A 24,263-nucleotide genomic window follows, 5' to 3' on the forward strand; every position below is an offset into this window, starting at 1 on the left:
GACATGCTCTACATGGCCGGCGGCGGCCGCATCACCCGCGTGCACGGCCCGTTCTGCTCCGACGAGGAGGTCGAGAAGGTGGTGGCGCATCTCAAGCGCCAGGGCCGGCCGCAATATCTCGAGGCGGTCACGGCCGACGAGGAGGAGGCGGGCGGGGCCGACGCGCCGGTGTTCGACCAGGGCGAGTTCGGCGCCCCCGGGGGCGATCTGTACGATCAGGCGGTGGCGGTGGTGCTGCGCGACAAGAAGGCGTCGACGAGCTACATCCAGCGCCGGCTGCAGATCGGCTACAACCGCGCCGCCTCACTGATGGAGCGGATGGAGCAGGAGGGCATCGTCGGGCCCGCCAACCACGCCGGTAAACGCGAAATCCTGCTGGAGAGCCCTCACGGCGGAGACGACTAGAGCATTTTCCGGCGAAGTGGATCCGGTTCGCCGTCAGAAAATGCGGCAGAACAAGAAAGAGAGCCGATTTCACGCAAGGGGAATCGGCTCTAGGCCTATATAGATGGAACCTTGGCCGCGGCCCTGCGTCATCTTTCGGCGCTGCGCACAAGCGCGGCTGCAGTCATAGTGTCTATCGAAGGAAGGTTCGAATGCGTCTGTTCAGCTTTGCCGGTCTGATGACCGCGGCGTCCGCTCTTGCGGGCCCGCTGCCGGCTGCCGCGCAGACGCTGCCCATGGACATGATCCTGCCGCCCAAGCGGCCGGTCAGCCAAGGATTCAATGCCTCCGCGCCATCGCTTCCGACCTCGTCCTTCCATCAGGCTTCCTCCACCGCGACGGGCCCGACCCCGGTCAATGCCGCTGTTCAGCCTACCCGAGCCGCCATTGTGAGGCCGGTGAATGCCGAGCAGGTGCTCGCAGCCACTGCGCCCCTGCCTCCGGCCCGGCCGGCTTTTGCTGAAACACCGACACCGCAGCCTTCCGAGGCCGAGCCCATCACCATCACGCCGAAGCCCATCGTGACGGCCTCCATGGGTCCGGTCGGCCAGGGCCAGCCCCTGCCGAACAGCGCCATCGTGGAGCGGGCGAACGCCTATTTCACCAATCTCAACACTCTCATCGCCGATTTCACTCAAGTTGGCGGCGACGGGCGGCGGATGGGCGGCACACTCTATCTTCAGCGGCCCGGCAAGGTGCGCTTCGAATACGATCCCCCGGCCACCCTCGAGGTGATCGCCGACGGTCGCTCGGTGGCCGTACGCGACCGGAAGCTCGCCACACAGGATCTCTATTCGATCTCCCAGACGCCGCTGAAATTCCTGCTGCGCGAGCGGGTCAGCCTCGGCCAGGACATCAAGATCACCGGCATTACCAGCGAGCCCAACGCGGTACGCATCAACCTTGAGGACTCATCCACGCTCGGCGGTACCTCCCGGATCACGCTGTTCTTCGATCCAGAGGTGCAGAACCTCAATCAGTGGCGCATCGTTGACGCGCAAGGGTTCCAGACCGTCGTGGTTCTGAACCAGGTCCAGAAGGGCCGCCGCATCGACCAAGACCTGTTCAGGATCCAGTACGAAGAGATCCGCGGCGACAACAAATAGCTGCTTCCTGCTGAACGCCTCGTCCGACCGCGAACCGGTCTCCACTTCGCCGGACAGGGCTTTCGATCTTCCCTCCGGCGCAAATCTGTCGTAGCCCGGGGAGGTCTCTCGAAGGACCTCCCCGTGAAACTCACCGTCTCTACCTGGAACATCAATTCCGTCCGCCTGCGCATCGACCAGGTCGAACGCTTCCTGAAGGACCGGCGGCCCGACGTCCTGTGCCTGCAGGAGACGAAGTGCCCGAACGACAAGCTGCCGATGAAGGAGCTGCAATCCTTCGGCTATCCGTTCGTCGTCCATATGGGCCAGAAGGGCTACAATGGCGTTGCGATCCTCTCGCGCTATCCGTTTTCGGAAACGAGCGTGATGGAGATGTGCGGCCGCCAGGATGCGCGCCACATCATGGTGACTCTCGGCCAGGCGAAGGCCGCCTCCGGCATCACGATCCATAATTTCTACGTGCCCGCCGGCGGCGACATTCCCGATCCGGAGATGAATGAGAAATTCCGCCACAAGCTCGATTTTCTTAGCCAGATGCGCGCCTGGGGCTCGAAGGCGAAGCCCACGTCAAGTCCCGCGATTCTGGTGGGTGATCTCAACGTCGCGCCGCTCGAACACGATGTGTGGAGCCACAAGCAGCTTCTCGACGTGGTGAGCCACACGCCGGTCGAGACGCAAGCGCTTGAGGAACTGCGCCAGGAAGCCGGGTGGACCGACGCCATGCGCGCCATAAGGCCAGAGCCCGAAAAGATCTATTCCTGGTGGAGCTACCGTTCCCCCGATTGGGCCGCCGCCGACAAGGGCCGCCGGCTCGATCACATCTGGATCTCGGATGGCTTGAAAGGCTCGCTGCGCTCCGTCGATGTCACCCGCGACACGCGCGGCTGGGAGCGTCCTTCCGACCATGCGCCGGTGACGATGGAATTGGAGCTGTAAAAAACGCGCCTCAGACATTCCCCGCAAGGCGTCAAGGATCACCGCTTTCGTCCCACAAGCTCGCCGCAAGCTAGGCTTTGTAAAAGGCAAATAAATTCAAAAGCCATGCCTTGGGGCGAGCGGATGATTCTCAAATTACGATCGATCAAAAGCCGGGTCCTGCTGCTCGCGGGAGCGGGCTTTATCGGTGCCTGCATGGTTCTGACTTTCGCAGGCACGCAGATCATGATGCATGAGGGCCGGAACGATGCAATCCTCACGGTGAACGCTCTCCTCAACCAGTACAAGGGTCTCGCTCAGGCAGAAATCGGCCATGCGATTTCCGCCGCAACGGTCACGAATTCGGCTGTCGAAGCCATCATCTACGATCAAAAGGTCGATCGGGACGAACTTGCCGAAGTCATCGCGAGAACCGTCGAGGGTCAACCCAATCTCATCGGCATGACGCTCGCTTTCGAGCCGGATGGCCTGGACAGGCACGACAAGGATTTTCTGGCCCATACCTATTCGGACCCGACCGGGCGCTTCGCCCCCTACTTCTACTGGACGAAGGACGGGAAGGTTTCCGTCGAGCCCATCAATCTGACGAAGCCGCAAGAGATCGAGAACTGGTACACCAAGCCCCTGCGCGAGAACCGCAACCAGATCGTTCCGGCCTATACCTACAAGGTGGATGGCGAGGACGTGCTGATGTCGACGGTCAGCATCGTCGTGCGCCGCGACAAGAAACCGGTCGGCATCATCACCGCCGATTTGGCCCTCAACAAGATCTCGGAGGCCATCGGCGCGTTGAAGCCGTTCGGCGAAGGAACCGTGAGCCTGATCGGCTCAGGAGGGTTGTGGGTTGCCAGCAAGGACGCGCAGCTTCTCGGGAAGCCGGCCGATGACAAGGTCGTCGCTGAGTTGACGGAGAAGGCCAAGGCATCGTCGGCCGGTTTCGCGGACACGATGATCGAGGATGCCTCGGGCGAGGAGATCTATCGGGCCGTGGTCCCGGTGACCTTCCCCGGAATCGACGAGCCCTGGCTTCTGTCCATCTCGGTCCCGGCCGATGCGATGATTTCGGGCGCCATCGACGCCCGCAACCTGATGCTGCTGACGGCGGCAGGCCTGCTTGTCCTGGCGCTATTCGGTGCCTGGCTCGCGGCCCGCTCGCTCGCCACGCCGATCACGCGCATCACCGAAACCATGAAGACCCTCGCACGCGGCGACACCAGCGTGAAAGTCACCGACATCGAACGCGTCGATGAAATCGGCGCGATGGCGGGTGCGGTTCAGGTGTTCAAGGACGCGTTGATCGCCAAGAAGGAAGCGGACGAAGCCGCCGCTTTCGAAGCCGAAGCCAAGATGCGCCGCGCGCAGGTGCTCGATCAGCTCACGAAGCAGTTCGAGGCCAATGTCTCCGTGCTCACGAGCGGTCTCTCTTCCGCCGCGACACAAATGGAATCGACCGCCCAGTCGATGACTTCGGTGGCGGATCAGACCACGAACCAGTCGGTAAGCGTTGCCTCGGCGGCCGAGCAGACGTCGGCCAATGTGCAGACGGTGGCGGCTGCCACCGAGGAGCTGTCGATCTCGATCCGCGAGATCGCCTCGCAGGTCGGCCAGTCCTCGCGCATTGCGGAACAGGCCGTATCGGACGCCCAGCGCACGAACGAGACCGTCCAGGCCCTGGCCGCCTCCGCCGAGCGCATCGGCGACGTGGTGCAGCTCATCCGCACCATCGCGGCCCAGACGAACCTGCTCGCGCTCAACGCCACCATTGAGGCGGCGCGCGCCGGCGAGGCCGGCAAGGGCTTCGCGGTCGTGGCGAGCGAGGTGAAGCATCTCGCGACGCAGACCTCGAAGGCCACGGAAGAAATCTCGGCGCAGATCGGCTCGGTGCAGCAGGCAACCGCTGAGACCGTGCAGGCGATCCAGAGCATCGCCCGCACGATTGCCGAGATGTCGCAGATCTCGGTGTCGATCTCGGCAGCCATGGAGGAGCAGGGCGCGGCGACCGCCGAAATCTCGCGCAACGTGCAGGAGGCCGCGCGCGGCACGGAAGCGGTCACCGGCAACATCAACGAGGTGCGTCAGGGCGCGGGCGAAACCGGCATGGCGGCCGCACAGGTGCTGACCTCGGCGCAGGAACTTGCGCGCCATTCCGAGACGCTCGGCCGCGAAGTCAGCTCGTTCCTGTCAGGCGTGAAAGCAGCGTAAGGGCTTAAGCACCGGACGTGAAAAGTGGAATGCACCTTTTGTCCGGTGCCTCATTTCTCAAGCGAGCGCATCGTTTGAAAACGATGCGCTCAGATCCCTCACTCGTTATCCGAGGGTTTCGCAGGGACCTCCTCATCGTCGATCGCGATGAGCTTCTGGCGGACCCGCTCCAGGCCTTGAGTGAGGCGGGCGAGCTCCTCGGCCATGGCATCCTGCATGGCGGCCGCCGCATCGGGGAATTCTTCCAGCACGCGGCGCATGAGGCTCGGCGTGACGCGGATCACGGTGGAGGCTTCCTGGGCCGTCGCCGTGGCGGGCCGGGACATGCGGGTGAACAGGGCCGCTTGTCCGATCAGGGAGCCGGGACCGGCGACGAAGGCTGCGGGCGAGCCGTCCTCGCTGGCGTCGAGCGTGATGGCGCCCCGGCTCACCACATAACCGCCATCCGAGCGGTCGCCTTTGCGAAACAGCACGTCACCCTCACGAAGGCTCCGGGTTTCCGACGCAAAGGCCACGAGACGCAGGGCATCGCGCTCCAGCAGGTTGAACAGGGGAGCCCGGGACAGGATCGCGATATCGTCGTCGAGAGCCATGGTTCTATGGGATCAGCTTGTAGCCGCCAGGTTCGGTCACCAGGATTCGGGCATTGGAAGGATCGGCCTCGATTTTCTGGCGCAACCGATAGATATGCGTTTCCAGCGTGTGGGTGGTCACGTTGGAATTATAGCCCCAGACCTCGGTGAGCAGCGTATCGCGCCCCACCACCGCCTGACCGGCGCGGTAGAGATAGCGCAGGATCGCGGTTTCCTTCTCCGTCAGCTTGAGCTTGGAGCCCTTCTCGTTGGTCAAAAGCTTGGAGCCTGGACGGAAGGTATAAGGCCCGATCTGGAACACCGCATCCTCGCTCGCCTCGTATTGGCGTAGCTGCGCACGGATTCGGGCCAACAGGACGGCGAACTTGAAGGGCTTCACCACGTAATCATTGGCGCCTGCCTCCAGGCCCATGACCGTATCGTTGTCGGAGCCCTGGCCGGTGAGCATAATGATCGGGCTGCGAAAACCGTTCTGGCGCATGACCTTCACCGCCTCACGGCCATCCATGTCGGGCAGGCCCACATCCATGATGGCGAGATCGATCCGGTCGCCCTTCACCGCCTCGATGGCGGCAGAAGCCGTATCGACGGTGGTGACCTGGAACTCCTCATGGAGGCCCAACTGCTCGGCCAGGGTGTCGCGCAGGTCCTGATCGTCGTCCACGACGAGGAGGCGGCTGGCATTCGACATCTCAAACCCTTCACACGATGAACAGCATTAGCGCTGGGGCGGCTTTCGAGGAGCAAAGGCAAAGCCTGCTCCCATCCTTCAGGCATGATCCTCTTTGACGGTTAGGCTCTGTAAAGCCCTGCCGGCGCAAGCATTCTGCTTTCAGATCACGCTCGTTGCATTAGAGTAGTCATTCCCAGCTTGACAACAAGGGGCAGGCCCTGCCCTTCCACTGCCTATGAAGCGTACTCGCGTCAATGTCATCCGTGTCCACCGTTCCCCGCTCGACCACCGGCGGGGATGGCTCAGGGCCGGCAACCTCACGCTGCCCTGCGCCATCGGCCGCTCAGGGACGAGCCATGCGAAGCGCGAAGGTGACGGCGCCTCTCCGGTGGGTCGCTTTCGCCTGCTGCAGGCCTTCTACCGGGCCGACCATGGCCCCCGCCCCCGCACGGGCCTGAAGCTGCGCCCCATCCGTCCGACCGATGGATGGTCTGACGAGCCCCAAGACCGGCGCTACAACCGGCTCGTGCCGCTCCCCTGCCCCACGAGCCACGAAAAGATGTGGCGCGACGACCATCTCTACGATGTGGTGATCGACATCGCCTGGAACCGAGGGCCCATCGTGAAAGGTCGCGGCAGCGCCATCTTCCTCCACCTCGCCCGCCCCGGCTTCCTGCCGACCGAAGGCTGCGTGGCGGTGGATCCGCGCATGATCCGGCGCCTGCTGGAACGGATCGGACCGCAGACTCGGATCGAGATCGTGGGATAGGGCGGATCAGGCTTCGTCTCTCAGCCGCTTCCGGGCAATCTCGACATAAGCCTCTTCCGCTTCGAAGCCGATGAAGGAGCGGTTCAAGTCTTTCGCGGCGACCAGCGTCGTGCCGCTGCCGCAGAAGGGATCGAGCACGATCTGGCCTTCCTGCGTCGTGAGATCGATCAGCGCCTGCATCAGGCGCACGGGCTTTTGGGTCGGATGAAGCCCGCCTTCTTTCGGCATGAAGCCGAGATCAAGCACGTTCTCAGGGCCCGGGACGTATGTCAGCAGCGCATCCTGGTTGTATGCGCCGACGCCATGAACAAGCGCGTTGTCGGCAATCGTCGTGCCGATCTTGTACGGTTTCGTCAGCCACAGGATCGGCTCGAAGGTCGGGCGCAAATTGCCGACGCGCCAACCGTCCCATGTCTTCGCAGCTTCTGCATCGCCGCGACGTTCATAAACGGCGCTCAGGCGTTGCGCGCGATGCGGTGCGCGGGCGCGCATCCAGGCGAGCATGTCCTTGTAGGAGAAGCCCGAATCCTCCATCGCCGAAATGCAGCGATGCGCGAGGCGACGGCCTGCAAAGACGAGCGCCGAGCCTCCCGGCTTCAGCACGCGCAGCCATTCCGGCGCCCATGTGAGGCACCATTCGTAATATTCACGCGGAATGGCGCGATCCGCTTCGGACCAGCCGTTGATGGGCTTGCCGCGTTTCTTGAACACCGCGCCCGCCTTCGTCTGCGCAGGGCTGGCGCCGAGATAGGCGGAATTGGTGTTGGTGTGCAGCACATCCCAATCCTCGGCGCCGATGCCATAGGGGATGTCGCTGAGGATCAGATGCACGCTCTCGGACGGCAGAGATTTGATGAGATCGATCGAGTCGCCGGCAAGCACATCATCGAGCGGCAGCGCACGACCTCCAGCGTCGTTGGCCGGAACGATGCGACGGCATTTGGCTGTTGCTTGCGTCACTGAGAACTACTTCAGACCCGGACGGATCTTACGAGAGTGGCAGGAGCACCGGTAGCGCGGAACGACACCCGCCCTGCCCGCTCCACATCATTTATGCCGCAGGCTTCGAGCGCGCTCCAAAAATCGCGCTGCCGACCCGCACATGCGTTGCGCCGAGCTGGATCGCCTCGTCGAAATCGGCGCTCATGCCCATGGAGAGCACCGTCAAGCCGTGACGCTTGGCGATGGTGTTGAGGAGCGCGAAATGAGGCGACGGCGGATCCTGTGCCGGGGGGATGCACATGAGGCCTTCGACCTCGAGGCCATACTTCGTGCGGCAGGCCTCCAGGAAGGCGTCCACCTCACCGGGCGCGATGCCGCCCTTCTGGGGCTCCTCGCCCGTGTTCACCTGGACCAGCAGGCGCGGCTTCCTGCCCTGCTTGGCGATCTCCCGCGCGAGCGCTTCGGCGAGCGAAGGCCGGTCGAGGGTGTGGATCACGTCGAAGAGCTCCACCGCTTCCTTGGCCTTGTTGGATTGGAGCGGGCCGATCATGTGGAGCTCCACATCCGGGTAGCGCTTGCGCAGTTCGGGCCACTTGGCCTTGGCCTCCTGGACGTAGTTCTCACCGAAAACCCGCTGGCCTGCGGCGAGAACCGGCTCGATGGCGTTCCTCGAGAAGGTCTTGGAGACGGCCACCAGCGTGATGCCCGAGGGGGCGCGGTCGTAGTCCGACGCGGCGCGGCGGATTGCCTCCCGCACCTCTCTTAAGGCCTCGACCGCATCGTTCTCGCTCATGGACGTCCTCTCCTGCTTCTGTCATCCCCGGCCGGAGATGGCTTGAAGCCATCGGACGGGAAGGGGATCCACGATCAAGCGTATCGCCATGGATCCCCTTCCCGGCCCTTTCGGGCCGCCGAGGATGACAGGGCGAGCGAAACTTGACCGCCTCTCGCGCGCGAAACCGTTGACCGCGCGGGAGAGCTGTGTCCTAGTCCGCCGCAACGTGGCGGCGCAAGCCGCTTGAATCTCGAACCGACGGATGATTGACGAAAAATGAGGCCCGAGCGCTACAACGCCAAGGAAGCCGAGCTGAAATGGCGGAAGGTCTGGAACGACCGCAACCTGTTCAAGACCAACAACGACGACCCGCGTCCGAAATATTACGTGCTTGAGATGTTCCCCTATCCGTCGGGGCGCATCCATATGGGCCACGTGCGCAACTACACCATGGGCGACGTGGTGGCGCGCTACAAGCGGGCCAAGGGCTTCAACGTGCTCCATCCCATGGGCTGGGACGCCTTCGGCATGCCGGCGGAGAACGCCGCCATGCAGAACAAGGTCCATCCCAAGGAATGGACCTACGCCAATATCGCCACCATGCGCGCCCAGCTGCAATCCATGGGCCTATCGCTCGACTGGAGCCGCGAGATCGCGACCTGCGATCCGAGCTATTACAAACACCAGCAGCGCATGTTCCTGGACTTCCTGGAGGCCGGCCTCGTCGACCGCAAGACGGCAAAAGTAAACTGGGATCCGGTTGATCACACGGTGCTCGCCAACGAGCAGGTGATCGACGGCCGCGGCTGGCGCTCCGGCGCGCTGGTCGAACAGCGCGAGCTGACCCAGTGGTTCCTGAAGATCACCGATTACGCGCAGGATCTCGACGACAGGCTCGACACCCTCGACCGCTGGCCGGAGAAGGTGCGCCTGATGCAGCGCAACTGGATCGGCCGCTCGGAAGGCCTCTTAGTGCGCTTCGCCCTGAAGCCCGACACGGCTCCGAACGGCGAGACGGAGCTTGAGATCTACACCACGCGTCCCGATACGCTCTTCGGCGCGAAGTTCATGGCGGTCGCCCCCGATCACCCGCTGGCGAAGGCCGCTGCCGCGAAGAACCCGGAGCTTGCCACCTTCATCGAGGAGGCTAAGCGCATGGGCACCGCGCAGGAAGCCATCGAGAAGGCGGAAAAACTCGGCTTTGATACGGGCGTGCGCGCCGTGCATCCGTTCGACCCGAACTGGACGCTGCCCGTCTATGTCGCGAACTTCATCCTGATGGAATACGGCACGGGCGCCATCTTCGGCTGCCCGGCGCATGACCAGCGCGACCTGGACTTCGTCAACAAGTATGGCCTCGGCAACACCCCTGTCGTGTGCCCGCCGGACCAAGATCCGGCCACCTTCCTCATCACCGACACCGCCTATGACGGCGAGGGCCGGTTGATCAATTCCCGCTTCCTCGATGGCATGGCTATCGCCGAGGCGAAGGAAGAGGTGGCTAGGCGCCTCGAAAAGGAGACGCGCAACAACCGTCCGGTGGCCGAGCGCAAGGTGAACTTCCGCCTGCGTGACTGGGGCATCTCGCGCCAGCGCTACTGGGGCTGCCCGATCCCGATCATCCATTGCGATGATTGCGGCGTCGTGCCCGTGCCGAAGGATCAGCTGCCCGTGGTGCTGCCGGAGGACGTGTCCTTCGACGTGCCGGGCAACCCCCTCGACCGTCACCCCAGCTGGAAGCACGTGAACTGCCCGACCTGCGGCAAGGCGGCTCGCCGCGAGACAGACACCATGGACACCTTCGTGGATTCGTCCTGGTACTTCGCCCGCTTCACGGACCCGACTCTGGCGGACCAGCCCACCGACCGCGCCACGGTCGATGCCTGGCTGCCGGTCGATCAGTATATTGGCGGCATCGAGCACGCGATCCTGCACCTGCTCTATTCCCGCTTTTTCACCCGCGCGATGAAGAAGACCGGTCATGCGGGCCTGGACGAGCCCTTCGCGGGCCTGTTCACGCAGGGCATGGTGGTTCACGAGACCTACAAGGACCAGAGCGGCGCCTGGGTGCTGCCGAGCGATGTGCGCTTCGAGACGCAAGGCAACACGCGCAAGGCCTTCCATGTGGAGACCGGTGCGGCGATCGAGATCGGCTCCATCGAGAAGATGTCGAAGTCGAAGAAGAACACGGTCGATCCGGACGAGATCATCGGTTCTTACGGCGCCGACACGGCCCGCTGGTTCATGCTCTCCGACTCCCCGCCCGAGCGCGACGTGATCTGGACCGAGGAAGGCGTGCAGGGCGCCGGCCGCTTCGTGCAGCGCGTGTGGCGTCTCGTCGGCGATCTCGCCGACCGCATGAACGGCGGCAACGGCGCTGCCGCTGAGGGCCCGATCGGCCTTGCCGTCCGGAAGGCCGCGCACAAGGCGCTCGCCGCCGTGGAAGAGGACGTGGAGCGCCTGCGCTTCAACCGCTGCGTCGCGCATCTCTACGAGCTCGCCAACAGCCTGCAGGATCTGGCGAACCAGGCCAAGACAGCCGACGAGCCGGGCCTCGGCAGCGCCTTCGCGGAGGCCGGCCGCATCTTCGTGCAGCTGCTGGCTCCCATGATGCCGCATCTGGCGGAGGAATGCTGGGAATCCTTGGGGCAGCCGGGTCTCGTGACCGACACGGCCTGGCCGGTCATCGACCGCTCGCTGCTCGTCGAGGACACGGTCACCCTGCCGGTTCAGGTCAATGGCAAGAAGCGTGCCGACGTCACCGTGGCGCGCGATGCGGACCAGGCCACGATTGAGGCGGCTGTGCTCTCGCTTGAAGCCGTGCAAAAGGCTATGGAAGGGAAGCCCGCCCGCAAGATCATCGTCGTTCCCCAAAGGATCGTGAATGTCGTCGCTTAATCTCAAAGGCCTGGCCCGTCTCACTGTCGTGGCGGGCCTCTCGCTTGGCCTGACCGCCTGCTTCAAGCCGCTCTATGGCCCGACGGCCTCGGGCCAGTCGCTTCAGACGGTGCTGGCCTCCATCGAGGTTCCCGAGATCGACTGGCCGGACAATCAGGCGGTGATGGGCCATTACCTGCGCAGCGAACTGGTCTATGCGCTGAACGGCTCGGGCTCGGACATGCCGAAGCGGTATGTGCTGAAGATGGCTCTCTCGCGCTCTCTCTCGACACCGATTGTCGATACGGAGACGGGCCGGGCGACCTCCGCCATCATCGGCGGTACGCTCAGCTACACGCTGACGAGCCTCGATGGAAACACGGTCTATACCAGGGGAACGGCCACCTCCACGGCGAGCTTTGACCGCTATCAGCAGCGCTTCGCAACCGTGCGCGCTCAGCGCGATGCCGAGATCAGGCTCGCTAAGGTCTTGGCGGAACAGGTGAAAACCCGTCTGGCGGCGACGCTCTCCGCCGGAAGTTGAAGCATTTTCCGCAAAAGTGGATTCGGGCTTGCGAAAGAAGATGCGTCTTTTCAATCACTTAGCGCATCGTGCGGACCCGAAGGGCCGCGTCAGCGAAAAGTGGATCCGGTTTTACGCTTCAACGATGCGCTCTCCCTAGAAGGGAGCATCGGACCCAAAAGTGCAGATCCACTTTTGGGTCCGATGCTCTAGAGCGTTTATCATGAACCTTCATTCACGGGGAACGCTCTAAGATGGTTGCCGTCAAGGCCGGCGATGTGGAAGGGGCGCTGCGGCGTCCCGATCCGCGCATCGGCGTGTACCTGTTCTACGGTCCCGACATGGGTCTCATCAACGAGCGCGCCCGCGCTGTCGCGGAGCGCTCGGTGGACGACCCCACCGATCCCTTCCAGCTCATTCGCATCGATGGCGACGACATCGCCTCGGATCCGGCCCGGCTCGCAGACGAGGCGGGGACCGTCGGCCTGTTCGGGGCTAAGCGCGCGATCTGGGTGAAATCCAGCTCCCGCAACATCGCGCCGGCCGTGGATGCGGTTCTGAAGGGCGAATTACAAAATACGGTGATTGTCATCGAAGGCGGTGATCTCCAGAAATCGTCGCCCCTGCGTACCCTCTGTGAGCGTTCGCAGAGGGCGCTCGCCCTGCCCTGCTATGCGGATACCGGCAAGGATCTTGGCGCGGTCGTGGACGAGACCTTGAAAAACAACGGTTTTTCCATCACCCGCGATGCCCGCACGGCTCTCATCGCGAGCCTCGGCGGCGACCGGCTGGCGACTCGCGGCGAACTCTCCAAGCTCATGCTCTACGCGCATGGAAGGGCTGAGATCACTCTTGAGGACATCGACGCGATCATGAGTGACGTGTCGAGCCTTGCCATGGACGCGGTGGTCGATGCCGCTTTCGGCGGCGACGGCACGAATCTCGAAATCGGCTCACGGCGCCTGGCGGCGGAGGGTGTCAATGCCGCCGTGCTGCTGGGCGCTGCCCTCCGCCATGCCCTGATGCTGCTCACCGCTCGCCTCACCATTGAGGAAGGACGGCCCATCCCGGCGGTGATGGAAACCATGCGCAGCCTGCATTTCCGCCGCAAGCCACTTGTGGAACGTCATCTCCAGCGCTGGACGAGCGAGACCTTGAAGCAGGCCATCGCCCTCCTCCAGTCGAGCCTCCTCGACACCCGCCGCCTGTCGGATCTCGACGACACGATTGCGGCCAAGACCCTCCTCGACCTCGCGCGCATGGCGCGGCGTTAAGATCGCAATCTCTTTTCTTTTGAGGTAAGACTGCCTCATCCTGAGGAGCAGCCGTCAGGCTGCATCGGAGGACCCTTCAGTGCTCGCTGGACGCCCCTTCGAGACGGCGCTGACGCGCCTCCTCAGGATGAGGTTGGTGAGTTGCGGATGGCGTTAACTTATGGATTCAACCGCCGGCACAACCCGTCAAGCTGCTCCAGGGTCTTATAACGGATACGCAATTCGCCGCCGTTGCCCTTATGGTCGATGGAGACGGTGAGCCCCAGGACGTCCTGGAGAACACGCTCCAGCGCACGGGTATCGGGGTCCTTCTCCACCTTGGGCTTGGCCGACTTCGTCTCGAGCTTGGAAGGTTCTGCGCTTTCGGTTTGCGCGATCGCCTCGACCTGACGCACGCTCAGACCAGCGTCGAGCACCTGTTTGGCCACAGCCACCGGGTCCTTCACGGCAAGCAACGCGCGGCCGTGACCGGCGGAGAGCTTGCGGTCGATCAGAAGCTTCTTCACCGGATCGGGCAGATCGGTGAGGCGCATCATATTGGCGATATGGCTGCGGCTCTTGCCGATGATCTTTGAGAGATTCTCCTGCGTGTAGGAGAACTCGGCCATCAGGCGCCCATAGCCTTCCGCCTCTTCGATGGGGTTGAGATCGGCTCGCTGGACGTTTTCGAGGATGGCGTATTCGAGCGAGGTCTTGTCGTCAATGTCGACGACGACCACCGGCACTTCGTGCAGGCCCGCTTTCTGCGATGCACGCCAGCGGCGCTCGCCGGCGACGATCTCGTAAGTGTCAGCCTTGTTCGGCACGGGTCGGACCACGATGGGCTGGATGATGCCACGGTCCTTGATGGACTGGGTCAGCTCCTGAAGCTCCGCATCCTCGAACACCTTGCGTGGATTGCGCGGGTTCGGGCGCAGGAACTCAACGGGCACCTTCTTCTGGCCGCCCTTGTTGCTGCTCTGCATGGTGCCGATTTCGGCACCAACCTCGCCGATCAATGCGGCCAAGCCCCGGCCGAGCGACTTCGCTTCTCTTGCCATTGTTTGTCTCAACTCTTGTTACGCGGCACGTAAGGAACGTTCACGCTGAATGATTTCGGATGCCAAACGGAGATAGGCTTGAGAGCCCGTGCACTTGATGTCGTAGAGCAGCACCGGCTTGCCGTGGGACGGCGCTTCCGAGACACGGACGTTTCGCGGGATCATGGTCTCGTAGACCTTGTCGCCCATGAACTCGCGCACATCGGCCACTACCTGCCCCGACAGGTTGTTTCGGGGGTCGAACATGGTGAGCACCACGCCATGGATCGTGAGATCCGGGTTGAGGGCCGAACGGACCTGTTCGACTGTCTTGAGCAGCTGGCTGAGACCTTCCAGAGCAAAAAATTCGCATTGGAGGGGGACCAGAACCGCGTCAGAAGCGGTCAAGGCGTTGATGGTCAGGAGGTTCAAAGAAGGCGGGCAATCAATAAGGACATAGGTAAAAGCTTCATTTACCTGATCGGCTGCCAAGCCCTGAATCGCCGCGCGGAGACGATGAGCGCGATTCCGCTCGCTTGCGATCTCCAGCTCAACGCCGAGCAGATCGAGAGTCGAGGGCGCCAGCCAAAGACCGGGCACCACTGTCTCGGTGATGCTCTCGGCCAGCGAAGCTTCACCGGCGAGCACGTGATAGGTCGAGACCTGACGGCTCTTTCGGTCAATGCCGAGGCCGGTTGAGGCATTGCCCTGCGGGTCAAGATCGATGATCAGCACCTTCTCGCCGATGGCGGCCAGCGCCGTACCAAGGTTGATGGCCGTCGTTGTCTTGCCGACGCCGCCCTTCTGGTTGGCGAGCACAAGAATGCGTGGTTTCACAGCACGCGCTCCAGCTTCGGATTCGCTGCGGTCGGTCATCATGAATGGCTCTCGATGGAGGTTATGCGAAGAATCCTGGCCTCAGAATCGGTACGGCTTGGCAGGACATCTGCTTTGAATGTCCACCTTTTCCGGGCCTCGGTCAATTCGGACTCGACCTCACGCCCTTTGGGAAAGAGGCCGATTGTCCCCGTTTTCAACATGGGCTCAGTCCATTCCAGCAACTGCGTCAACGAGGCGAGCGCCCGTGCGGACACCACATCGGCCTTGCCCACGAAGCCTGGAATGACGGTCTCAAGCCGCGCCTCGTGCACCGTGGCCGGAGCACCGGTGAGGCGGGCGATCTGGCGCAAGAAAGCGCACTTGCGGGAATTGCTCTCGACGAGGTGAACCTTCAATCCCCTCTCCTGCCCGGCAATGGCGAGCACCAGACCGGGAAACCCGGCGCCGGAGCCGAGATCGACCCAGGTCTTGGCCTCAGGTGCCAGTCCCAGAAGCTGGAGAGAATCGACGATATGCCGATCCCAGATTTGGTCGAGCGTCGCCGGGCCGACAAGGTTCTTGATCGCCTGCCAACGGCGAAGCTCGCGCTCCAAAAGCTCGAGCTTCTCGTGTGTTTCACGTGAAACATTCAAGGTGGTGCGAGAGGATGCGGCCGCATTCATGATGCCACCGAACCCATTGAGCGCGATTCCTTCCTGGTGGATTTCTTCGCATGAGCAGCCAGAAGCGTGAGCGCGGCTGGCGTGATGCCTTCGATTCGAGCCGCCTGCCCCAGGGTCTTGGGACGAACCAGGACGAGCTTGGCCTTGATCTCGTTCGACAGACCCGGGAGGTCTTGGAAGTCGAGCGTCTCCTCCAGCATGATCCCCTCGTCCCGACGATAGGCGGCGATATCCGCCCGCTGCCGGTCGAGATACACGGCGTATGTGGCATCGGTTTCCAGCCGCTCCTGAACCTGCGGGCTCACGGCAGAGAGTTCCGGCCAAGCCTTGACGAGGTCGTTCCAGCCTACAGTCGGATAGGAGAGCAGCTGATAAGCGCTGCGGCGAATGCCGTCCTGGTTCAGCCCGAGGCCGTGGCGGGCCGCTTCCTGAGGTGTGAGGCTCAGGGAGTACAGCTTTTCACGGATGGAACGGATTTCACCTTGAGAGCGGCGGAAATGGACTTCGCGTTCAGAGCCCACGCAGCCGATCTCCAGCCCCTTCCCGGTCAGGCGCTCGTCCACATTGTCGATGCGCAGGCTCAAGCGATATTCCGAGCGGGAGGTGAACATGCGGTAGGGTTCGCTCACGCCACGGGTAATCAGATCATCGATCAGCACGCCGATATAGGACTCGGCCCTGTCGAAGATCACGCTCTCCTGGCCGGCGGCCCGGCGGGCGGCATTGATCCCGGCAACCAGCCCCTGGGCGCCAGCCTCTTCATACCCTGTGGTGCCGTTGATCTGGCCGGCGAGGAACAGGCCCTTCACCGCCTTGGTCTCGAGCCCGGCGGACAGGTTCCGAGGATCCACATAATCGTATTCGATGGCGTAAGCCGGCTGGAGCATCCGCACCTTTTCGAGGCCCGGAATGTGCTTCAGGAATTCCAGCTGCACGTCCTCCGGCAGGGAGGTCGAGATGCCGTTGGGATAGACGGTGATGTCGTCGAGCCCCTCCGGCTCCAGGAAGATCTGGTGCCCGTCGCGGTCGACGAAGCGCACCACTTTGTCCTCGATGGAGGGGCAATAGCGGGGGCCGGTGCCCCGAATATCGCCGGAATACATGGCCGAGCGGTGCAGGTTGCCCCGGATCAGCTCATGGACCTTGGCGGTCGTGCGGGTGATGCCGCACTCGATCTGAGGCGTCGTGATCTTGTCCGTGAGAAGCGAGAACGGCACCGGATCGTCATCCGCCGCCTGCTTGTCGATTCCGGCCCAGTCGATCGTGCGACCGTCGAGGCGCGGCGGCGTGCCGGTCTTGAGACGGCCGAGGGTGAAGCCGAGCCGCGCGAAGGTCTTCGGGAGACCGAGCGAGGGACGTTCGCCCATGCGGCCTGCCGGGATCTTCTTCTCGCCGATATGGATCAGACCAGACAGGAAGGTGCCCGTGGTGATGACAACAGCACCCGTCGTGAGCGTCCGGCCATCCACCAGGAGCAGGCCTGTCACGCGCCCGTCCTGCACGATGAGGTCGTCCGCCTCCCCTTCCACGACAGTGAGGTTTTCGGTCTGGAGCAGCTCGGCCTGCATCGCCCGGGCATAGAGCTTCCGGTCTGCCTGGGTGCGCGGACCGCGAACAGCGGGACCCTTGCGCCGGTTCAGGAGGCGAAACTGGATGCCGGCCTTGTCGGCCATGCGTCCCATGACGCCGTCGAGGGCATCAATCTCACGCACAAGATGGCCTTTGCCGAGACCCCCGATCGCCGGGTTGCAGGACATGGCGCCAATAGTCGCGAGCTTGTGCGTGACCAGAGCCGTGCGCGCGCCCATGCGGGCGGAGGCAGCGGCCGCCTCCGCACCCGCATGGCCGCCACCGACCACGACGACATCGAATATTTCACGCGTTGAGAGCTGACTCACGGGATTCTCCATGCCTGGGGTCTAGGACCTCGCGGCGAAGAGGTCAAAAGGGCAAAATGTTCCACGTGAAACATTCGCTCCGCCCACCGATTTTGCACAGGATCCACACAGGCTGTGCAGAAGGGATTCAGCACCATTCAGCCGATTCGTGAACAGGTATCGCGCCGAGTCACACAGATTCGCTTTATCGTTACCGACGCCGCTACTTGCCGATGCAGAAGCTGGAAAACAGGCGATCCAGCACATCCTCCACATCGACTCGGCCCGTAATTTCTCCGACAGCGCGAGCCGCCAGACGGACTTCTTCGGCGGCCAGCTCCAGGGGACCACGCGATACCAACAGCTCTCGCCCGGCTGCCAGAGAGCGGTGGGTCCGTTCGAGAGCCTTGCGATGACGCTCCCGGGTGAGAATGGCATCGCCTTGGCCAAGAGCGACCTCGGCTTCGTGCTCCAAAGCGGCGATCAACTCAGGCAGCCCCTCCCCGGTCGAGGCCGAGATTAGGAGGTCGCAATCGTGACGGCTCCGATTCAAATCGGCTTTGGTGCCGACCTTCAGCGAACGCCGTGCCAGGGGCGCTTCCGTCTCCGCCCCTTCCGGCGGGACGAGCCAGAGAACGAGGTCGGCGTCTTGCGCGCGGGCACGGGCACGCGAGACGCCCTCCTGCTCGATGATATCCTGGCTCTCCCGCAGGCCCGCGGTATCGACGATCACCACGGGGAGGCCGCCCAGATCGCAATGCACCTCGATGACATCGCGGGTGGTTCCCGCGATCGGAGAGACGATGGCCACGTCCCTCCGGGCGAGCGCATTGAGGAGCGTGGACTTGCCCGCATTTGGAGGGCCGGCAAGCACAACGGTGAAGCCCTCGCGTAGACGCTCGCCGCTGCGGTTCGAGAGCGCCTGCCCGATTTCGGCATGAAGATGATCGAGCCGGTCCAGGATGTCGGCTTCCAGATCCTCGGGAACATCGCCTTCGTCCGAAAAGTCGAGGCTCGCTTCCAGCAGGGCAAGAACCTGGAGGATGCCCTCGCGCCACCGTTCGGCAGCATTGCCGAGACGGCCTTCGAGCTGGAGCATGGCCTGACGGCGCTGCGCCTCCGTCTCCGCATCGATTACGTCGGCGAGACCTTCCACCTGGGAAAGGTCCATCCGCCCGTTCAGGAAAGCCCGGCGGGTGAACTCGCCCGCTTCGGCCGGCCGGCAGCCGGGGATCGCGCCGAGAGCCTTGAGCACCGCCGCCCTCGTGGCGAGGCCGCCATGGATGTGAAGCTCGGCCTGGTCTTCCCCCGTGAAGCTGCGCGGTCCCGGCATCCAGAGCACAAGCGCCTGATCGAGGGGCTCGCCCGAGACGGGCTCCCTTAAGGTTCGCACGGCAGCATGACGCGGCTCGGGCACGCTGCCGCCGAGGGTTTCGAGAATGGCCAAACTCTGCGGCCCACTGATCCGGATGATGCAGACGGCGGCGCGACCATGGCCGGAGGCGGTGGCGAAGATGGTGTCATCCGAACGCATGGGTATGGACCTCTTAACAGACCGAGCGATTATGCTTGTGAGGCGTTCACGCGAGACGGACCCAGGATCGGTCCTGATCCGAATCGATTGCTCCGTTTCACGTGAGCGAACCAATAGGCAGGAGCAGGAACCATGAACCGCCTCGGGAATGCCAGTTCACCCTATCTCCTGCAGCACAAGGACAATCCTGTCCATTGGTGGGAATGGGGACCGGAGGCCCTCGCCGAGGCGAAGTGGCTCAATAAGCCCATCCTCATCTCCATCGGCTATGCCGCCTGCCATTGGTGCCACGTGATGGCCCACGAGAGCTTCGAGGACCCCGGCGTCGCGGCGGTGATGAACGAGCTCTATGTGAACATCAAGGTCGACCGGGAGGAGCGGCCCGATGTCGACCACGTCTATATGAACGCTCTCCATCTTCTCGGCGAACAGGGTGGCTGGCCACTCACCATGTTCCTGACGCCTGATGGCGAGCCATTCTGGGGCGGCACTTATTTCCCCAAGGAGCCGCGCTTCGGTCGTCCCGGCTTCGTCCAGGTGCTGCGGGAGATCAGCCGCCTCTATCACGCGGAGCCGGAGCGCATCCTCAAGAACCGGGACGCACTGAAGCAGCATTTGGCGAGAGGTGCGGAATCCGACGGCGGCACATTGGGTCTCGCCGATCTCGACCGCATGGGCCTGCGTCTTGCCGAGTTGATCGACACGGAGCATGGCGGCCTTCAGGGCGCGCCTAAATTCCCGAACCCGACAATCCTCGAATATCTCCTCCGCTATGCAAGCCGCGCTGGTAACGAAGAGGCTCACAGGCGGTTTCTTCTCACCATGGAGCAGATGGCGCTCGGCGGCATCCGCGATCACCTCGGTGGAGGCTTTGCGCGCTACTCGGTGGATGAGCGCTGGCTCGTGCCGCATTTCGAAAAGATGCTCTACGACAATGCGCAGCTCCTGGAGCTCTACGCGCTGGCCTATGCCGAAACCGGGCGCGCGCTGTTCAAGGAGGCTGCGGAGGGAATCGTGACCTGGCTCCAACGGGAGATGGTGACAGCGGAGGGTGCCTTCGCGTCCAGCTTGGACGCCGACTCGGAAGGCGAGGAAGGCCGCTTCTACGTGTGGAGCCTCGCCGAGGTCCGCGAGGTTCTCGGCGAGGAGGATGCCGCGTTCTTCGCCAAAGTCTACGACATCACCGAGCAAGGCAACTTCGAGGGACACAACATCCCGAACCGGCTGATCACCGGCGAGGCCCCTCCCCCGGTTGAAGAGCGCCTCGCCGCGATGCGGGCCAAACTGCTGGAGCGTCGGGCGACCCGCGTCCGGCCCGGGCTCGACGACAAGGTGCTGGCCGATTGGAACGGGCTGATGATCGCGGCCCTCGTTCGCGCGGCTCCCCTCCTGGATCATCCGGAATGGGTCGGACCGGCTCAACGCGCCTATCGTTTCATTCTCCAGTCGATGAGTCGTGAAGGCAGGCTCGGTCACTCATGGCGCGGAGGATCGCTCATCTTCCCCGGCTTCGCGCTTGATCAAGCCGCCATGATGCGGGCGGCTCTTGCACTCTATGAGCCGACCAGCGACGCCTCTTACCTGCGTGATGCGGAAACCTGGCGGGATGTCCTGCTCGCCGAATTCATGGTCGAGGAGACCGGTTGTCTCGCGATGACGGCTCGAAGCGCCGATCCGCTCGTGGTCCGTCCGCAGCCGACCCATGACGAGGCGGTGCCCAATGCCAACGGCGTCTTCGCGGACGCGCTCGTGCGGCTCGCGCAAATCACCGAGACTCAAGACGATCATCAACGGGCAACGGAGATCCTCACACGGCTCATGGGCGTCGCCCGCTCCTCGCCTCTCGGTCACACCTCAGTCCTCAATGCTCTCGATCTGCATCTCAGAGGCTTGAGCATTCTCGTCGCGGGAAACAACGCAGGGCCGCTTCACGAGACCGCGCTGCGCGTGCCCTATCTCGACCGAAGCGTGCGCCGGCTGCGCGCGGGTGAAACCCTCGACGAGAACCATCCTGCCAAAGCCCTGGCTTCATCGAGCGAGGAAGCACAGGCTCTCGTCTGCGCCGGCATGCGCTGTTCGCTTCCGGTGACGACACCCGAAGCGCTGAGAGATCAAGTGAAGGAGATGACCGCATCCTAGAGCCTCGGACCCACAAGTGGAATCCACTTTTGGGATTGATCCGATGCTCCCTCTCTCGAGCAGCGCATCGTTGAAAGCGGAACCGGAGGTCCGCGTCAGCGACCCGAAGGGCCACGTCAGTGAAAACCGGTGCCACTTTCTAAGCACGAGGCGCTAGGAACAGAAGCGCGTCCTGGAGCTTTCAGCCTCCCACCAACGCGGGAGCGACGATGTTCTTTTTCTTCTCGAACCGGATCGGCTGCGCAGGCTCTCTTCTCATCTCCGTCGGTCTCACCCTGCTCGTCCTGTTCCTGATGGGCGTAATTTGAAAATGGACCAGGCGCCATCCGCATGTCCTGGACCCACCTTCGAGACCCAGCCTTCAGCTGCTCCTCAGGATGAGGGTGGAGGTTTACGAAGGCTGAGGAGACGAGTGTCGCTTCGATAAAATTTGAAGCAATTCGAAATCGGCTCGGATCAAAGCTGCCTTCTTTGCTCGTGGCCAGCCTTTGACCTGACGTTCAAAGGCAACGGCATCGGTGATGCGTCCAAAATGTGCAGAGTAGACGAGGGTTACAGGGCATCGTTTGGATGTATAGCCGCCCAACAAGCCCTGATTATGCTGACTGAGGCGGGTTTCCAGATCTTCGAGCCTGCTCGTGCCGACATAGTAGAGCATCGTGCGGAAGAGTGGATCCGGTTTTCACTGGCGTGGCCCTTCGGGTCGCTGACGCGGACCTCCGGTTCCGCACTCAACGATGCTCTCATTGAAGGAGAAAGCATCGGATGGGTCCCAAAAGTGCAAATCCACTTTTCACGTCCGAGGCTGTAGCTGCCATCGGCGCAGCGCAGAATGTAGAACCAATAGCTCTGCACCATACTCTCCCTCCGTCACATACTCTCACCTCATCCTGAGGAGGTCGCTGAAAGCGACCGTCTCGAAGGAGGGTCCAGTCTGCATGGAAACACCCCCAAACAAAAACCCCACCCTCGGTTGAGAGGATGGGGCAAGATTTCCGCAGCCGGACGCGTTCGGACTCAGGTGTTCATCGAGTCGAAGAAATCCTGGTTCGACTTGGTCTGACGCAGCTTGTCGAGGAGGAACTCGATGGCGTCCACCGTGCCCATCGGGTTGAGGATGCGGCGCAGCACGTACATCTTCTTGAGCGTGTCGCTAGGCACCAGCAGTTCCTCCTTGCGGGTACCAGAGCGGGTGATGTCGATGGCGGGGAAGGTGCGCTTGTCGGCGACCTTGCGGTCAAGGATGATTTCCGAGTTACCGGTGCCCTTGAACTCTTCGAAGATCACTTCGTCCATGCGCGAGCCGGTATCGATCAGCGCGGTGGCGATGATGGTGAGCGAACCGCCCTCCTCGATATTGCGTGCGGCACCGAAGAAGCGCTTCGGGCGCTGCAGGGCGTTGGCGTCCACACCGCCGGTGAGCACCTTGCCGGAGGACGGAACGACCGTGTTGTAGGCACGACCCAGACGGGTGATCGAGTCGAGCAGGATGACCACGTCGCGGCCGTGCTCCACGAGGCGCTTGGCCTTCTCGATCACCATCTCGGCCACCTGCACGTGGCGGGTCGCCGGCTCGTCGAAGGTGGAGGCCACGACCTCGCCCTTCACGGAGCGCTGCATGTCGGTCACCTCTTCCGGGCGCTCGTCGATGAGCAGCACGATGAGGTAGCACTCGGGGTGATTGGTGGTGATCGACTGCGCCACGTTCTGCATCAGCACCGTCTTACCGGTGCGCGGCGGCGCGACGATGAGCGCGCGCTGGCCCTTGCCGATGGGCGAGACGATGTCGATGATGCGCGGCGAGAAATCTTTTCTGGTCGGATCGTCGATCTCGAGCTTGAAGCGCTCGTGCGGGAAGAGCGGCGTCAGGTTGTCGAAGTGAACCTTGTGCCGGATCTTCTCGGGATCCTCGAAATTGATGGTGTTGACCTTGAGCAACGCGAAGTAGCGCTCGCCCTCTTTCGGGCCTCGGATCGGGCCATCCACCGTGTCGCCGGTGCGAAGACCGAAGCGGCGGATCTGGCTCGGGGAGACGTAAATGTCGTCAGGGCCCGGCAGGTAGTTCGAATCGGCCGAGCGGAGAAAGCCGAAGCCGTCCTGCAGCACCTCGACGACACCCGCGCCGATGATTTCCACCTCGCGCGCCGCGAGCTGCTTGAGGATGGCGAACATGAGCTCCTGCTTGCGCATCGTGCTCGCGTTCTCGACCTCGAGCTCCTCGGCAAAGGCAATGAGTTCGGTGGGGGATTTGGATTTCAGGTCTTGAAGTTTGATTTCCCTCATCGGGGAACACTCTCGGGGTAAAATGCGCGGGCAGGTTCACTGTGCGCGGGGAGATCGGGGGAATGTTCGACAGGGCCGCTCAGTTCACGAGGGTGACTTGAGAGAGCCCTGAGGGCCCGTGCAGCGCAACCTGTCTTTTATGGAAGAGGATTCTTTTTACCCTCATTCGGGCCGTTTCACAAGTCCTGTTTGAACAATGCGAGTCGTGGCGGTCATCCATCTGGGATGGCGCGCTGCTCCCCTCGTCATTGGGAGCCGTCGCGGGTGAAGGCGTGGATGCCCGGAACAAGTCCAGGGATGACGATCAAGCATTGTCGTGGTTGGGGAATCCCGGATCTCTGCGCGTCGTCCGGAACGACGCGACCATGGTTAGAACGGCTTCACGATCACCAGGATCACGATGCCGATCATGAGCACCGTCGGCACCTCGTTGAGGATGCGGTAGTATTTCGCCGGACGGGTGTTCTTGTCGGCAGCGAATTCCTTCAGGCGGCGCACATAGACGCCATGCACGCCGGAGAGGATCAGCACGAGAGCAACCTTCGCGTGCAGCCAGCCGGAGGTGTACCAGCCGCCGTCCCAGATCATGTAAAGGCCGAGCAACCAGGTGACGATCATCGCCGGATTGATGATCGCCTTCAGGAGGCGCCGCTCCATGATCTTGAAGGTCTCGGACTGGATGGAGCCCTTCGGTGCGTCGCAGTGATAGACGAAGAGGCGCGGCAGGTAGAGCATGCCCGCCATCCAGGCGATGACCGCGATGACGTGGAACGCCTTGATCCAGAGATACAGCAT

At 63.0% G+C, this 24,263-nt stretch carries 21 protein-coding genes; 9 read left to right on the top strand and 12 right to left on the bottom strand.

Annotated elements, in window-relative coordinates; all coding sequences use genetic code 11:
• The 4 genes from DC522_RS08585 to DC522_RS35830 form a co-directional block, all read left to right on the top strand.
• A partial coding sequence (locus DC522_RS08585; protein ID WP_133239255.1) for a DNA translocase FtsK occupies window positions 1-405 on the top strand: 405 nt, incomplete at its 5' end.
• Between the two features lie 191 nt (window positions 406-596).
• Window positions 597-1,550 carry an outer-membrane lipoprotein carrier protein LolA gene (locus DC522_RS08590; RefSeq protein WP_116528295.1) on the top strand — a complete coding sequence of 318 codons (954 nt, stop codon included), beginning with the start codon at window positions 597-599 and terminating at the stop codon, window positions 1,548-1,550.
• Between the two features lie 123 nt (window positions 1,551-1,673).
• Entirely contained in the window at window positions 1,674-2,486 is an 813-nt protein-coding gene (gene xth, locus DC522_RS08595) for an exodeoxyribonuclease III (RefSeq protein WP_116528296.1), read from the top strand.
• 123 nt (window positions 2,487-2,609) lie between these two features.
• Window positions 2,610-4,688, top strand: a complete 2,079-nt coding sequence (locus DC522_RS35830) for a methyl-accepting chemotaxis protein (RefSeq protein WP_245444054.1) — start codon at window positions 2,610-2,612, stop codon at window positions 4,686-4,688.
• A 98-nt stretch (window positions 4,689-4,786) separates the two neighbouring features.
• Here DC522_RS35830 and DC522_RS08605 read toward each other — a convergent pair whose 3' ends face one another.
• A complete protein-coding gene (locus tag DC522_RS08605) occupies window positions 4,787-5,281 on the bottom strand; it encodes a cyclic nucleotide-binding domain-containing protein (protein ID WP_116528298.1) in 495 nt (164 codons plus the stop codon).
• 4 nt (window positions 5,282-5,285) lie between these two features.
• Window positions 5,286-5,972: a response regulator transcription factor gene (locus DC522_RS08610; protein WP_116528299.1), complete on the bottom strand. Its 687-nt coding sequence runs from the start codon at window positions 5,970-5,972 to the stop codon at window positions 5,286-5,288.
• A 217-nt stretch (window positions 5,973-6,189) separates the two neighbouring features.
• On the opposite strand from DC522_RS08610, the gene DC522_RS08615 reads away from it, so the two are divergent.
• A complete protein-coding gene (locus DC522_RS08615; protein WP_116528300.1) occupies window positions 6,190-6,723 on the top strand; it encodes a L,D-transpeptidase in 534 nt (177 codons plus the stop codon).
• A 6-nt stretch (window positions 6,724-6,729) separates the two neighbouring features.
• Here DC522_RS08615 and DC522_RS08620 read toward each other — a convergent pair whose 3' ends face one another.
• Window positions 6,730-7,683: a site-specific DNA-methyltransferase gene (locus DC522_RS08620; protein WP_245444055.1), complete on the bottom strand. Its 954-nt coding sequence runs from the start codon at window positions 7,681-7,683 to the stop codon at window positions 6,730-6,732.
• 91 nt (window positions 7,684-7,774) lie between these two features.
• The gene (locus DC522_RS08625; protein ID WP_116528301.1) at window positions 7,775-8,458 is read right to left on the bottom strand and encodes a YggS family pyridoxal phosphate-dependent enzyme; all 684 of its coding nucleotides are present in this window, start codon (window positions 8,456-8,458) and stop codon (window positions 7,775-7,777) included.
• A gap of 258 nt (window positions 8,459-8,716) precedes the next feature.
• On the opposite strand from DC522_RS08625, the gene leuS reads away from it, so the two are divergent.
• The 3 genes from leuS to holA all read left to right on the top strand — a co-directional run bounded on the left by leuS (window position 8,717) and on the right by holA (window position 13,114).
• Window positions 8,717-11,338: a leucine--tRNA ligase gene (leuS, locus tag DC522_RS08630; RefSeq protein WP_116528302.1), complete on the top strand. Its 2,622-nt coding sequence runs from the start codon at window positions 8,717-8,719 to the stop codon at window positions 11,336-11,338.
• Window positions 11,325-11,861, top strand: a complete 537-nt coding sequence (gene lptE / locus DC522_RS08635) for an LPS assembly lipoprotein LptE (protein WP_116528303.1) — start codon at window positions 11,325-11,327, stop codon at window positions 11,859-11,861. The genes leuS and lptE overlap by 14 nt, the downstream gene beginning before the upstream one ends.
• Before the next feature lie 233 nt (window positions 11,862-12,094).
• Window positions 12,095-13,114 carry a DNA polymerase III subunit delta gene (gene holA, locus DC522_RS08640; protein WP_116528304.1) on the top strand — a complete coding sequence of 340 codons (1,020 nt, stop codon included), beginning with the start codon at window positions 12,095-12,097 and terminating at the stop codon, window positions 13,112-13,114.
• Window positions 13,115-13,272: 158 nt separating this feature from the next.
• Here the strand turns inward: holA and DC522_RS08645 are convergent, their stop codons facing one another.
• From DC522_RS08645 to mnmE, 5 genes are all read right to left on the bottom strand, one after another.
• Window positions 13,273-14,154, bottom strand: a complete 882-nt coding sequence (locus tag DC522_RS08645) for a ParB/RepB/Spo0J family partition protein (protein ID WP_116528305.1) — start codon at window positions 14,152-14,154, stop codon at window positions 13,273-13,275.
• 18 nt (window positions 14,155-14,172) lie between these two features.
• Window positions 14,173-15,012, bottom strand: a complete 840-nt coding sequence (locus tag DC522_RS08650; protein WP_116528306.1) for a ParA family protein — start codon at window positions 15,010-15,012, stop codon at window positions 14,173-14,175.
• On the bottom strand, window positions 15,009-15,635 hold the full coding sequence (rsmG, locus tag DC522_RS08655; protein ID WP_116528307.1) for a 16S rRNA (guanine(527)-N(7))-methyltransferase RsmG: 627 nt from the start codon (window positions 15,633-15,635) through the stop codon (window positions 15,009-15,011). The genes DC522_RS08650 and rsmG overlap by 4 nt, the downstream gene beginning before the upstream one ends.
• Window positions 15,632-17,533, bottom strand: a complete 1,902-nt coding sequence (gene mnmG, locus DC522_RS08660) for a tRNA uridine-5-carboxymethylaminomethyl(34) synthesis enzyme MnmG (protein WP_245444056.1) — start codon at window positions 17,531-17,533, stop codon at window positions 15,632-15,634. The genes rsmG and mnmG overlap by 4 nt, the downstream gene beginning before the upstream one ends.
• A gap of 202 nt (window positions 17,534-17,735) precedes the next feature.
• Window positions 17,736-19,046, bottom strand: coding sequence for a tRNA uridine-5-carboxymethylaminomethyl(34) synthesis GTPase MnmE (gene mnmE / locus DC522_RS08665; RefSeq protein ID WP_116528309.1), 1,311 nt, complete (start codon window positions 19,044-19,046; stop codon window positions 17,736-17,738).
• 132 nt (window positions 19,047-19,178) lie between these two features.
• Between mnmE and DC522_RS08670 the strand changes: the two genes are divergently transcribed.
• A complete protein-coding gene (locus tag DC522_RS08670; RefSeq protein ID WP_116528310.1) occupies window positions 19,179-21,185 on the top strand; it encodes a thioredoxin domain-containing protein in 2,007 nt (668 codons plus the stop codon).
• 391 nt (window positions 21,186-21,576) lie between these two features.
• On the opposite strand, the gene DC522_RS08675 is transcribed toward DC522_RS08670, so the two are convergent.
• From DC522_RS08675 to hemJ, 3 genes are all read right to left on the bottom strand, one after another.
• Window positions 21,577-21,843 (bottom strand): GIY-YIG nuclease family protein, encoded by a 267-nt coding sequence (locus DC522_RS08675; protein WP_116528311.1) that lies wholly within the window; start codon window positions 21,841-21,843, stop codon window positions 21,577-21,579.
• Window positions 21,844-22,202: 359 nt separating this feature from the next.
• The gene (rho, locus tag DC522_RS08680) at window positions 22,203-23,468 is read right to left on the bottom strand and encodes a transcription termination factor Rho (RefSeq protein ID WP_116528312.1); all 1,266 of its coding nucleotides are present in this window, start codon (window positions 23,466-23,468) and stop codon (window positions 22,203-22,205) included.
• Window positions 23,469-23,837: 369 nt separating this feature from the next.
• Window positions 23,838-24,260: a protoporphyrinogen oxidase HemJ gene (hemJ, locus tag DC522_RS08685; RefSeq protein WP_116528430.1), complete on the bottom strand. Its 423-nt coding sequence runs from the start codon at window positions 24,258-24,260 to the stop codon at window positions 23,838-23,840.
• Between the last annotated feature and the right edge of the window lie 3 nt (window positions 24,261-24,263).

Source organism: Microvirga sp. KLBC 81 (genome assembly GCF_003075415.1).
Classification (GTDB): domain Bacteria; phylum Pseudomonadota; class Alphaproteobacteria; order Rhizobiales; family Beijerinckiaceae; genus Microvirga.